The 12,323-nt window shown below is 51.1% G+C and carries 9 protein-coding genes; 2 read left to right on the top strand and 7 right to left on the bottom strand.

The features are described from left to right. The first annotated feature begins 2 nt into the window (after positions 1–2). A complete protein-coding gene (locus tag PGRAT_RS21550; RefSeq protein ID WP_025704937.1) occupies positions 3–1,433 on the top strand; it encodes a YfcC family protein in 1,431 nt (476 codons plus the stop codon). A gap of 145 nt (positions 1,434–1,578) precedes the next feature. On the opposite strand, the gene PGRAT_RS33390 is transcribed toward PGRAT_RS21550, so the two are convergent. From PGRAT_RS33390 to PGRAT_RS21515, 7 genes are all read right to left on the bottom strand, one after another. Beyond that, positions 1,579–1,959, bottom strand: a complete 381-nt coding sequence (locus PGRAT_RS33390; RefSeq protein ID WP_156124075.1) for a hypothetical protein — start codon at positions 1,957–1,959, stop codon at positions 1,579–1,581. Positions 1,960–2,395: 436 nt separating this feature from the next. Beyond that, complete coding sequence (locus tag PGRAT_RS21540) at positions 2,396–4,147, bottom strand: ABC transporter substrate-binding protein (RefSeq protein ID WP_025704938.1); 1,752 nt, start codon at positions 4,145–4,147, stop codon at positions 2,396–2,398. A 73-nt stretch (positions 4,148–4,220) separates the two neighbouring features. Beyond that, positions 4,221–5,123, bottom strand: a complete 903-nt coding sequence (locus tag PGRAT_RS21535; protein ID WP_025704939.1) for a carbohydrate ABC transporter permease — start codon at positions 5,121–5,123, stop codon at positions 4,221–4,223. A gap of 10 nt (positions 5,124–5,133) precedes the next feature. Then, entirely contained in the window at positions 5,134–6,090 is a 957-nt protein-coding gene (locus PGRAT_RS21530) for an ABC transporter permease (protein WP_025704940.1), read from the bottom strand. Positions 6,091–6,217: 127 nt separating this feature from the next. Beyond that, on the bottom strand, positions 6,218–7,777 hold the full coding sequence (locus PGRAT_RS21525) for a response regulator (protein ID WP_025704941.1): 1,560 nt from the start codon (positions 7,775–7,777) through the stop codon (positions 6,218–6,220). Beyond that, positions 7,770–9,557 carry a sensor histidine kinase gene (locus tag PGRAT_RS21520; protein WP_025704942.1) on the bottom strand — a complete coding sequence of 596 codons (1,788 nt, stop codon included), beginning with the start codon at positions 9,555–9,557 and terminating at the stop codon, positions 7,770–7,772. The genes PGRAT_RS21525 and PGRAT_RS21520 overlap by 8 nt, the downstream gene beginning before the upstream one ends. A 182-nt stretch (positions 9,558–9,739) precedes the next feature. Next, complete coding sequence (locus PGRAT_RS21515) at positions 9,740–11,170, bottom strand: MDR family MFS transporter (protein WP_036704312.1); 1,431 nt, start codon at positions 11,168–11,170, stop codon at positions 9,740–9,742. 178 nt (positions 11,171–11,348) lie between these two features. Here PGRAT_RS21515 and PGRAT_RS21510 point away from each other — a divergent pair, with 178 nt between their 5' ends. After that, entirely contained in the window at positions 11,349–12,026 is a 678-nt protein-coding gene (locus tag PGRAT_RS21510) for a TetR/AcrR family transcriptional regulator (protein WP_025704944.1), read from the top strand. The last annotated feature ends 297 nt before the right edge of the window (positions 12,027–12,323 follow it).

Below are 12,323 nucleotides of genomic sequence, written 5' to 3'. Positions count from 1 at the left end.
AAATGGAAACGGTTAAACGCAAATGGAAATGGTCCCTTCCTCATAGCTATACATTGATTTTCCTGATTATTGTCGCTATTGCCGGTCTGACCTGGATTGTCCCCAGCGGGCAATTTGACCGCCAGGAGGTTGTGGTGGATGGTTCTTCCCGGACAGCCATTATCCCGGGAACCTACCACACCGTACCCAAAACCAGTGAACAAGGGGACTTGAGACAGGGTTTTGCCCAAATTGCCAGTGCGCCGATGGAGGGCATTATCAATGCTGCCGATGTTGTGGCCTTCGTTCTGGTTGTAGGGGGAGCTTTTGGAATCATTTTGCAGACCGGAGCGATCGACCGGGCATTGATGGCTTTAGCCGGCAGGCTCAAAACAAAAGGAATATTGCTAATCCCGATTGCCATGGTTATTTTCAGCCTTGGGGGTTCCACCTTTGGGATGAGTGAAGAAATCATACCATTGTATGCTATTTTTATCCCGTTGATGTTTGCCTTAGGTTTTGACTCCATGACGGCAATTCTCATCCTTTTCCTCGGAACACAGATCGGTTATGTCGGATCAACCGTCAATCCGTTCTCTGTATTGATCGCCCAAGGCGTAGCGGGGGTGCAGGGAAATCCGCAGTTATGGCTGAGATTTATTGAATGGATTGTTTTTACTGGGATATCCGTTGGCTTTACGATGTGGTATGCACACCGGGTGAAGAAGAACCCGGAGAAATCGGCAGTTTTCCAGAACGATATTATCAACCGTCAGCACTTCATCAAGGAGACGGACGGGATAGAAGTAAAATTCTCGAACCGGGATAAATTGATTATTGGCGGATTTATCGTTACCTTGGGGCTTATTGTCTGGGGGATATTGAGCAAAGGCTGGTATATGACCGAGATTGGAGCGCTTTTCTTTGTACTTGGTATTTTTTCGGGCATTGTTACCCGGATGAGCCAGAAGGAAATCGCCGAGAATTTTGTCAAAGGCTGCGGAGAATTTATCTATGCTGCGGTGATCATCGGCTTGGCCCGGGGAATTCTCGTTGTTGCCGAGAACGGGATGATTATCGATACCATTCTTAACGGGCTGGCAACCATGCTGCAAGGCTTGCCGAATTACTTGTTCACCACCATCATGCTAATCGTTCACAATATTATAACGTTCCTGGTCCCTTCTTCATCCGGGGAAGCGGCCTTAACGATGCCCGTGCTTGCACCTTTAGGCGATCTGGTAGGTGTTAACCGCGAAGCGGTAGTAACCGCATACCAATTCGGTAATGGATTAACGAATCTGATCTCTCCGACAGGCGGGGTGCTGCTGGCAGGTCTGGCTATCGGCCGGATCAATTTTGGACAATGGCTGAAGGTGATCCTCAAGCTGTTTCCGATTCTCTGGTTGGTGGCGGCGATTTTTGCTGCAATCTCCTCAGCAGTAGGCATGTAGTGCACAACGTAAAACAGGGGTGCTCCAAAAGCCGCAAAATGGCTTGGGACACCCCTTGTTTTATTTAATTACAAACATTTATCTGCTTCACGCTATAAATTATCCTTCTATTTCGGGAAGCTTCCGCAAGTGGATAAAATTATGCTTAAAGTTGTAGAATAAATATTTTGGACGAATTTGTAACGAGCAACGGCAGAAATACCGTTGTTGGAGCGGCGAAGGCCAGCTTGCCCGGAAACAACGGCAGAAATGCCGTTGTTAGAGTAGCGAAGGCCAGCTTGCCCGGAAACAACGGCAGAAATACCGTTGTTGGAGCGACGAAGGCCAGTTTGCCCGGAAACAACGGCAGAAATGCCGTTGTTGGAGTAGCGAAGGCCAGCTTGCCCGGAAACAACGGCAGAAATGCCGTTGTTGGAGTAGCGAAGGCCAGATTGCCCGGAAACAACGGCAGAAATACCGTTGTTGGAGCGGCGAAGGCCGAGTTCTGAGGGAGAATCGATCTAAATATCCTAATTCCAACTAACAATTACAAACCGGTTTCTTCGCAGATGCTAGTTGGAAAAAGGGAACTTATTTTTCCGGAAATCAAGAAATCCTGAGAGTTAAATGGAAAAAGTAAACCTAATTGGGCCACCTTTCCTAAACAATGGCGAAATAAGCTGAATTAGTGTCCCTTTCTCCACTTAGATCTGGCGAGGATAGGGTACTCCGGCAAATTAGTTAACCTTTTTCCACTTAAAAAGTTGCCGTAGATTCATAGGGAGTCGATCTCCAGGTAACGCTAGAACCAAGACGGCTGCGCAGCCCCATGGTGGACGGTACAGCCGTTTTTGTTTAAATATAATTTATATGTTTCACGCTATAAATTATCCTTCTATTTCTCGCTGAAACAGGTACCGTCCTAATAAGGACGGCGTAGCCGTTTCTACTTAATATGTTTCGGGGGAAGCGAAGCTTATCCTTTATTTACTGCTCCACAAAGCCACACGGTCCTGCACATATTTGGTGTAGCCTTTTTCCATTTTTTCCACGCCGGCTTTGTCTAGGTCAGCCATGTAGGCATCCCAGATTTTATCGAAATCCGCCGGTTTCGCCAGGATGGCCTGGGGAATCCGTTTCCACGTGATATCCCTCATTTTGTTGCCCAGAATGGAGACTTCATCTTCGCCGGGAATGGCAATGTTCCAGGCCGCTCCATAGGCTTTTTCCTTGAATTCCTCTTCTTTCGGGAACAGATCCTTCCAGGTGGTGGCTTTGTAGGCGGCCAGGGTTTCCTTCTCGGCGTCGCTGTAGCCGAGCACCAGCTGTTCCGGGAAGTTCTTCGTATAATAGTTGCCGGTCGAATCCTTGGCGCCATCGCCGTAGTGAACCATTATGTTCCAGTAAAAACCGATTCCGGATTCCTTAGTGAATGCAGTATTGTCATTGTTGATGCGGTCCTGAACTTCCTGAGGAACGATCCGTTTGCCGTTCTCCACCACATAATGCTTGCCTTCAATCCCCCAGTTGTTCAGGATCTGGCCTTCGTCGGAAGCGAGGTAGTCCAGGAACTTGATGGTGCGGACCGGGTCCGGGTTGGTGCTGGAGATCGAGATGCCGTAGCCGCCCATGAACCCGGTAGGCCAGAAGCTGGTTTCCTTATAATCTTTCGTTAGTGTGACCGGGTAGTGGCCGTAGGTCTGTTCATATTTCCCTGCCGTCTTAAGTGCCTGCTGGGCATCATTGTAGTCCCAATCCTGGTCAATCAGGCCGAGCACCCGTCCGGTGGCGACTTTGGCTTTGTATTGGTCGTACTTCTGCACAAAGCTCTCCTTGTCGAGCAGGCCGATGTCATTCATGTGGTTCAGCCAGCGGAAATATTCCTTCTCCTCCGGACGGCGGAAGTGGTAAATGGCCTCATGTGTCTCCTGATCAATGTAATATTCCCCGTCATCCGAGCCACCAGTGGTCGCCACGGCCGGGTTGGTGACGGAAATGTACATATGCCAGTCATCCGCGTTCAGGGAGAGCCCGATATTTTTGTTGCCGTTCTCATCGGTGGGATGTTTCTCCAGGTAGGCTTTGATCACATTCTCATAATCGGCAACCGTGCGGATTTCCGGATATCCGGCTTCCTTCACCACACGGTGCTGCAGCTCGAACCCGCCGCCGGCCACGAATTTCTTCTCATCTATTGCCGCCCAGGTCGGAATGGCATAGATGGACTGGTCTTCATTAGTATATTTCGCCCGGGCAAGGTTATCGCCGAGCACTCGCTTGATGTTGGGGGCATATTTATCGATTAATTCCGTCAGATCAATCACGGCTCCGGCATCGACCAGCTTGCCGATATCCGCTTTGGCGGAGATGATGTCAGGATATTCGCCGCCGGCTGCGATCAGGGCAATTTTCTGCTGCGGGTCGCCCACGGCAAATTCCGCATCCAGCGTGACGCCTGTTTTTTCCGTGATGACCTTGCTGACATCGTCCTGCATATTATTCCAGTTCGGATTCGGGTCTTCCGCGAAGAAGGAGAGTGTCAGCGGACTCAAATCTTCGGTTTTGGCTGTAGCCTCTGCGGCTGCACTGGCATTGCCTCCGTTCGCAGCCTTTGTCGCACTGGCATTGTCTGCTGCATTCTTGGTATTGTTTGAACCGCTGCAGCCTGCCAGCACACTGAGGAGCAAGGTCAAAGCCATCAGCAGCACGTACGGTTTCGCTGTCTTGCTTGTCATGAATAGAAACCCTCCCTTTTTCTGGTCGAAAATGTATTGTACACAGGCAAAGCCTGGTGATACCGGAAGCAGCCTAGCTTTTTACTGAACCCAGCGTCATCCCCTTGACGAAGTAGCGCTGCAGAAACGGGTAGACAACCAGAATAGGCACCGTAACCACGATGGTGATTGCCATTTTGACCGATTCCGGGGAGATCTGCGCCATCACCTCCGTCATATTGCGGCCGCGGAAATTATCCGCATTGGTTGTCGTGCTCTGAATGACCTTCATCAGCTCAAACTGCAGGGTGGTCAGACCCTCCTTGGAACCGTTGTACAGATAGGTGTCGAACCAGGCATTCCACTGGCCGACGGCCAGGAACAGCGCAATCGTCGCCAGCGCCGGTTTGGTGAGCGGGAGAATGACCCGCCAGTAAATCGTGAAGTCATTGGCGCCGTCGAGCTTGGCGGATTCCTGAAGGGCGTAGGGCAAGCCATCAATGAAGGAACGGATGACGAATACATTGAAGGCGCTGACGAGGCCGGGGAGGACATAGACACCGAAGGTCCCCATCATATCCAGGTTTTTGATCAGAATGTAGACCGGAATCAGCCCGCCCGAGACATACATCGTCAGCGCCAGGAACGTGGAGACGAACCTGCGGGCCTGAAAGTCCACCCGGCTTAAAGTAAATGCGAGCATGGAGGCGCTGACCAGCCCGAGGATGGTACCGATGATTGTGCGCAGGACAGAGATCTTCAGTCCGGTCATCAGCCCGGAATAAGCAAAGATCGTTTCATAGTTCTTGACGGTGAACACGCGCGGATAGACTGTAATTCCGCCTTTGATACTGTCCGTGGAGTCGTTGAAGGAGATCGCCAGCACATTCAGAAAAGGATATAACGTGGCAATGGTCACCACTGTAATCGCGGCATAGACTACCAAATCGAAGATACGGTCCGACCAGGATGCGGCGGCCAGTTTTTTACTCAGCATAAAGGGCCTCCTATATGATGCTTTCCTTCGTTATTTTTTTGAAAATGCCGTTGGCGACGAACAGCAGAATCACACTTACTACCGAGTTGAAAATGTTAATGGCTGTCCCGAAGGAGAAACGCCCCAGCCCCAGCCCGTAATTCAGCGCGTACAGATCCAGCGTCTGCGAATAATCGCGCACCAGGTTGTTGCCGAGCAGGAATTGCTTCTCGAATCCGATGCTGATTAAATGCCCGATCGACATAATCAGGAGGATAATAACCGTAGTCCGGATACCCGGCAGTGTAATATTGCGCACCTGCTGGAGCCGGCTGGCCCCATCCACTCTTGCGGCTTCATAGAGCTCCGGACCGATGCCGGAAATCGCAGCCAGATAGATGATCGTGTTCCAGCCCGTTTCCTTCCAGACATCCGAAGCCGTGACTATGCCCCAGAACAGATTGCCTTTGGCCATGAATTGTATAGGTTCGCTGATCAGGTGCAGGCTCATCAGCAGATCGTTCACCGCACCGTTGTCGGTAGAGAGCATCTTGGTTATAATCCCGGCCGCAACGACCCAGGACACGAAGTGGGGCAGATAAGAGACGGTCTGGACAAAACGTTTCAGAAACATCAGCCGCAATTCATTCAGAAGAACAGCGAATACAATGGGAATAATGAATCCGGCCAGCAGGCCCATGAGGCTCATCGCGAGTGTGTTGCGCAGCGCATTGAAGAATTGCTCATCATGGAACAGCTCCCTGAAGTACTGCAGACCTACCCACTTCTGCTCGAAAAAAGATTTGCCCGGCTTGTATTTCTGAAAGGCCATGGTCCATCCCCATAAAGGCAGATAGTTGAAAACAAAGGCCCAGAGCACAAACGGGAGAGCCATCATGTAGAGATATTTCTGCTGCAGGAACGTTGGCCAAAAGCGTGAGGCAGGCTTCTTCGGCTCCGGCTTCACTTTGACGGTAATCGCTTTCATTTATGTCCCTCCTTCGATATGGCCTTATCATAATCCACCGGGAATGACGGAAACACCCGAAGTTTTGAGCTAAAAAACAGGGAGAAATCCGCTTTTTTCGTAAGCGCTTTCTGAAAAAGAATTCCGTTTATACAGAGTTTTTTCTGCGGTATTCGGAAGGGGAGATGCCTTCAATCTTCTTGAACTTTTCCCGGAAATAATCCACATCGCTGAAGCCGGCTTCGCTTGCGGCCTGATGGATTTTACAGCCCTGGTCCAGCAGTTCCTTGGCTTTACCGATGCGGACATTGTCCAGATAGCTGTTGAAGGAGAAGCCCGTGCTGTTCTTGAACAGCTTGCCCAGATAGGCGCTGCTGTAAGTGAACACATCCGCCAGCGTCTCCAGCTTCAGATTCTCGGAGTAATGGCGGTGAATGAGGTCCAGCATCCGCTTCATTAACACCTCCATATCGTCGCGTTCAATTCCGCCGGCATATTGCTCCAGGAGACCGTTGATATGGGTTTGCAGTTTCGGCAGTGAGGTATGCTTGTAAATTTGCTCAATCTGTTCATCCATTCTGCTGTGCAGCAGCTCCAGCTCCCTGTAGTGGAGAGGCAGCTTGTTGATCAAATAGGTGGCCAGGCGGACATAACGGGATTTCACGGCCATTTCGGAATAACCGGCGGCAATCATCAGCTCTCCAGCCTCCTGAATCAGCGGAGGCAGAACGTTGATGCTGCCGATATCCATGGCAAAATACAGCCGTTCCGTCACAGACGTGAGGCCGGATTCCACCTCCTCCGGCTTGACCGGCAGGCCGGTCTTCAGCTTGAGGGAATCCGGTCCGATTATCCCCGGCTCGTCGTAGAAGAAATGCTCCTTCATCCGCGCCAGCGCGGACTCTTTGGAAGCAGGAACCTCCTCCAAAGAGTCCACCATATCTCCTGCGGTGATGATACAGTCCAGCCCTTGGGCGGTTACGGCTTCATGGATATTCTGGACCATCAGTTGGCGCACCAGCTCCTTCTGAAACGAAGGCTGCAGCAAGACGCCCAGATAAGAGTCCAGAGAGAAGACAACCCCCCATTCCTGTTGTTCAAAGCTGGCCGCAAGCCTCGTCTTGACAGCCGTTGACGTTCCATGGTCTGCATTGTCCCGGAGCAGCAGCCGGATCAGAACCACCTGATAGGAATCCCAGAGCAGTCCGGACTCCAGCGCCGCTGCCGCTATTGCCGAAGGAGCCTGCGGGCTGCTATCCAGCAGCAGGGACTGGACCAGCATTTCCCGGCTCCATATTTTGACGGCGGCATGTTTCTTCCGGTGGGCCGCCCGCGCTGCAAGCTCTGTAGACAGATTGGTCAGATACAGGTGCAGTTCATCTTCGTCCACCGGCTTCAGCAGGTAATTGTCGATCCCCAAAGACATCGCACGTTTGGCATAGCTGAAATCCGCATAGCCGCTGAGGATGATAATATGCAGCTCCGGATCGTCCTCCCGCAGCTCCCGGATCAGCTCCAGCCCGTCTCTGCCGGGCATGCGGATATCGATAATCATCAGATCGGGGGAATGCAGCTCGTATTTATGCTTCGCTTCTATGGCGTTCGCCGCAGTATCAACGACCGTATAGCCAAGGCTCTCCCAGTCCAGCAGGGTGGCAAGTCCCTCCCGGATTGCCAGTTCATCATCCACAATCAGCACACTATACATAAGTATCACTCCTTAGGGGGATTTCAAAGCTGATCTGCGTACCGAAGCCCTCCTGGCTTGCCAGCGTAAGCCCGCATTCGGGGCCATAGGTCAGCCTCAGCCGCAGATGAATATTGCGCATCCCGATATTATTGCTTTCATAGTCATCCTTGCTCTCCAGCATCTGGCGGATTTCCTGCAGCCGCGCTTTGGAAATGCCGGCTCCATTGTCGGATACCTGAACCTTGAGCCGTCCGTCTTCGATACGGATATCCACCCGGACCATACCGCCGTCAATCCGGTTCTCCAGCCCGTGGACAACGGAGTTCTCCACCAGCGGCTGAATAATCAGCGGCGGAATCTGGACAAGATTCGCCTGGGGGTCTACATGCAGCTCATAAGCGAGCCGGTCATCATAGCGGAATTTCTGGATGACCAGGTAGCAGCCCACCGTTTCCAGCTCGCTTTGCAGGCTGATTCTCCGGTTGCCGACCTCCAGATTTTTGCGCATCATTTTACCGAGCAGCCGCACGACTTGAGAAATATCGGCCTGGCCCCTGACATGGGCCTTCATCCGGATGGATTCCAGGGCATTGAACAGAAAGTGGGGGTTGATCTGGCTGGCCATCATTTTGAATTTGATCTCGTTCTGCTTCAGCAGGATGGCGTTTTTTTGCCGGTTGGATTCCTGGACTTCCCTCATTAGATCATTAATGTTCCGCACCATATGATTGAACTGTCTGGCGAGCTGGCCGATTTCATCTTTACCGTCAATGACAAGCGTGGCCCTCAGATTGCCGGAACCGACCTTGGAGATATGCTTGCTTAGCTGGAGCATCCGTCCCGTGAGCAGCCGCGAGAAATAGTAGATCAGCAGAATCGCCATAGTCAAGGCGGAGAGGATGACCGTAGCAGCCAGCGAAATGATCCGGTTGGGCTCCTTGACAATGCTGTCCACAGAAAAGATGGAGATGATGCGCAGGCTGTTCTGACTTCCGCCCGGCTGCCAGTCGTCAATCAGCATTTTGAAGGCTTTCCCGTCAATGGATACATTATAAGGCCCTTGTCCGGCCGCCGATTCGGCCTTGAAGTTCAGGTCATCCAGGGTTTGGCCGAGAATATCCGTGCGGTTGGAAGCCACAATGTTGTCGTTCTCATCGACGATCAGCGTCTCAAAGGACTCCTGGTTCAAGATGCCATTTAGTCTGTTCGTATTCACGTTCACAACCAGCACACCGGAAGTCCGCTGCTTAAAAAAATTGACTTTGCGGATCAGGCTGAGGTAATACCGGCCATCACGGTTGTCGCGGATATAGTTCCAGCTCACCAGCCCCTTCTGGGCCATTGCAGTCCGGTACCATGGCTCCTGTGTGACCGTCTCATCTGCCTGCAGGAACTCCCAGTTGTCCAGAACTGTCGGGTTGTCGATATAGAGGCGGATGCTGGAGATTTCTCTGTACAGCCGGACAAATTCGCGGAAATCGGGATAATTCCAGTAGGCTTGCACCACATCATAGACCGATACGTAGCGGTGGTTGGCGGCCTCCTCCAGACGGCTGTCATTGGACAGCCGGTAAGCGATGTCGAGTGGAACATCCAGCATTTCGCCGGTCCTTTTTTTCACCCGGTCCACATTGGCTGTAATCTGCTTCAGGGCATTGTCCATTGCCATATTCCGCAGCTCGCCCGTCAGGAACACTCCCACAATAAGCACCGGTATCAAGGCGACACAGCCAAAGGACAGGAATAGTTTGGTCCGCAGACGCAGGTTGTTCATCAAGGTGATGATCCGGGCATACATGAAAAGAATCGCCTCCATTCAGTTATTGATAACGCTTACATGAAAGTATACCGTTAAACATAGATCCAATATATGTAATCCTTTATGCATTTATTGTCCTCATTTGTACTTTTTTAATCCTACTTAAAACTGAGGACTGTTCCAAGCAGCCGTTTTATGGCTTTTGGAACAGCCCCCATTCCTCACTTCAACTTAGGCTTGCTCAGGAATAAGCTTAAGACCAGTCCGCACAGTGCCAGTATTAACGCGGTCTGGAAAGTATGATGGAAGCCCGCGACCTGTGCTGCGACCGGATCTGTGCCAAGATTCATATTTCTGGTAATGCTGGAGGTCAGCAGACCGGTCATGATGGCGACAGAAAAAGAAACGAAAACCTGCTGGCCGGAGCTGATTAGCGGTGTGACGCGGCTGATGAAATCCTTGGGAGCTGATTGCAGGATATGATTGTTCAGGGTCATGGTTCCCAGTCCCTGGCCCAGCCCCAGGATGGCAAAATAACTCATCATCACGTACACACTCGTATCAGCCTGGAGCCCGGACAGCAGATACAGAGCGGTGGAGAGAATGACTAGTCCGCTGAATACAACGGGTCTGGCCCCGATTTTATCAAAGAGCTTGCCGCCGATTATCATGGCAATGAAGGACATAACCGCTTGCGGAATGATGAGCAGTCCGGATTCGAAGGAAGAGAATCCCCGCACCTGCTGCAAAAATAACGGGATTAACAGGATAGAACCGAACAAGGCAATCTGGTTGACCCAGCTGAGTACGATCCCTTTGGTAAAATCGAATGAACGGAACGAGCGGAGCTCCAGCAGGGCGTTTTGTTGTGACAATTCTATGATAATGAACAGAACAAGTGCGGTAAGGCTGCCGATCAAAGCGATGATAGTGTAGGTGTCGCCCCACCCCTCTGAACCCCCTCTGTGAATCGCAAACACCAGACCCGCAAATGCGGCCGGTGATAAAAGTAAACCCCGGATATCCAGCTTCGTATTGGCCTTTTTCTCGGAATCCGGCAAATATTTCATCCCCAGCATCAGCGCAATAATCCCTATCGGCAGATTAATCAGGAAAATCCAATGCCAATTCACATATTCAATCAGCCAGCCGGAGAGTACGGGCCCGAGCAGAGGCGCAACCAGCATCGGCAGACCGAGCAGCCCCATAATCGACCCTCTTTTATCGGGAGGAGCAATCTTGAAGGAAAGTGCCATCCCAATCGGAAAGACCATCCCTCCGCCTAAGCCCTGAATAATACGAAACACGATCAATTGGGCAGGAGATTGGGCTACCGCGCATAATACGGAACCGGCAGTAAACAGTGTAATGGAGAGCAGAAAGGCACGTTTGGCTGTGAAGCGGTCGGAAGACCAGCCCGCCAGCGGGACCACCACTGACAGCGCCAGGGTATACCCGGTGATGGCCCACTGAATGGTTTTAAGTCCTGTTCCGAAATCATTCTGCAGCCGGGGAATCGCCACATTCATAATCGTCGTATTCAGCATCACGAGCAGCATCCCCACGATCAGCGCAAACACCACAGGCAGTATGGCCCTTACCGAAAATTCCTGGACAGGAGCCGGCTCCGGTTTCTCAGCGGCATTCATCATTGCAACACACTTCCTTCTTTAGAGTACTTGTTATTATCTAACGACGTTAGATTTATCTAACAGTGTTAAATAATATAGCATGGATGCTAAAGGCTGTAAATATAAATCTAACAACGTTAGACAAAGGCCTTGCTTTTTCGTATGATGGAGAAAGAGCGGAGAAGGAGTGGAACGCGGGATGAGAGTGAAAAAGCAGCATATTTCGGAGGAAACCATCCTGTCAGCGGCTTGGGAGCTAATGGACAAGATCGGCATTGAGGAGTTCAGCATGCGTAAACTGGCGGTGGAACTGAACATTCAAGCTCCTTCGCTGTATTGGTATTTCGAAAATAAACAGAGTATTTTTCAAGCGCTGGCTAATGAGGTCGCCAAGGAGGTTCTGCAGGCTGCTAAGCATGAAGGGGAATGGCAGGAGCAATTGACCGATTACGCCTTGAAGATTAAAAACACCCTGAGCAAGTATCCGTGTTCGCCGATATTGTGGATGAGAACGGTCCCCTCTGAGCCGGATTACCTGGCATTAATCAATGGTTTGCTGGAGATTATCGATCCGCTTCCACTGGAGGAGAAGGATAAGTTTGCTTCCATTGCCTGCGTGATGAATTATGTGATCTCTTTTGAACTAGACAAGCATGAGCAGCAAAAGGTAGATCTGTTCCTGTCCCTGGATGCAAAAGAAGGCCCCAAGGCTGTCTTCAAACAATCGATCGAACAGCTTCCGGTGGAACGTTCCAAGGTGCTGAAACGGATGTATGACAATGGTCTGTTCAGCGAGCTGGGCTCGGACCGCATGTTTAATACAGGGCTGGGCATCATCATATCCGGAATAGAACAACTTGCTGCGGCCGGTGGATAACCGGTTTTGTAGGCAAGGACAACAAAAGCAGGGCGACGGTTATCGTTACCTGCTGTCCTGTTATAGAAGGAGCGAGAAGCTGAAAGGGGGCGAAGTGGAATTAGTCCACTTAGATCGGCCCAAAGTGTTTGGCAGAAGGAAATAGTGGGAAAAAGTAGAGTTAATTTAGTTGATTTTACCTGTAAGAGGGCAAATCGGCTGAATTAGTAATCCTTTTTCCAACTTGCGCTTGCGGGGAAGCAGGATGGAACGAATTAAGTTCACTTTTTCCACTTGGGCTTGCCGCTGATCGAACCA

The sequence above is a fragment of the Paenibacillus graminis genome (genome assembly GCF_000758705.1).
GTDB lineage: Bacteria > Bacillota > Bacilli > Paenibacillales > Paenibacillaceae > Paenibacillus_AQ > Paenibacillus_AQ graminis.
Note: the sequence above shows the minus strand (reverse complement) of the source record. Positions and strands in the feature narration are given on the sequence as shown.

Bases quoted from the DNA above. Each gene is read 5' to 3' on its own strand.
- PGRAT_RS21550 (WP_025704937.1), top strand. From the start codon at position 3: ATGGAAACGGTTAAACGCAAATGGAAATGGTCCCTTCCTCATAGCTAT.
- PGRAT_RS21540 (WP_025704938.1), bottom strand. From the start codon at position 4,147: ATGACAAGCAAGACAGCGAAACCGTACGTGCTGCTGATGGCTTTGACC.
- PGRAT_RS21535 (WP_025704939.1), bottom strand. From the start codon at position 5,123: ATGCTGAGTAAAAAACTGGCCGCCGCATCCTGGTCGGACCGTATCTTC.
- PGRAT_RS21530 (WP_025704940.1), bottom strand. From the start codon at position 6,090: ATGAAAGCGATTACCGTCAAAGTGAAGCCGGAGCCGAAGAAGCCTGCC.
- PGRAT_RS21525 (WP_025704941.1), bottom strand. From the start codon at position 7,777: ATGTATAGTGTGCTGATTGTGGATGATGAACTGGCAATCCGGGAGGGA.
- PGRAT_RS21520 (WP_025704942.1), bottom strand. From the start codon at position 9,557: ATGTATGCCCGGATCATCACCTTGATGAACAACCTGCGTCTGCGGACC.
- PGRAT_RS21515 (WP_036704312.1), bottom strand. From the start codon at position 11,170: ATGATGAATGCCGCTGAGAAACCGGAGCCGGCTCCTGTCCAGGAATTT.
- PGRAT_RS21510 (WP_025704944.1), top strand. From the start codon at position 11,349: ATGAGAGTGAAAAAGCAGCATATTTCGGAGGAAACCATCCTGTCAGCG.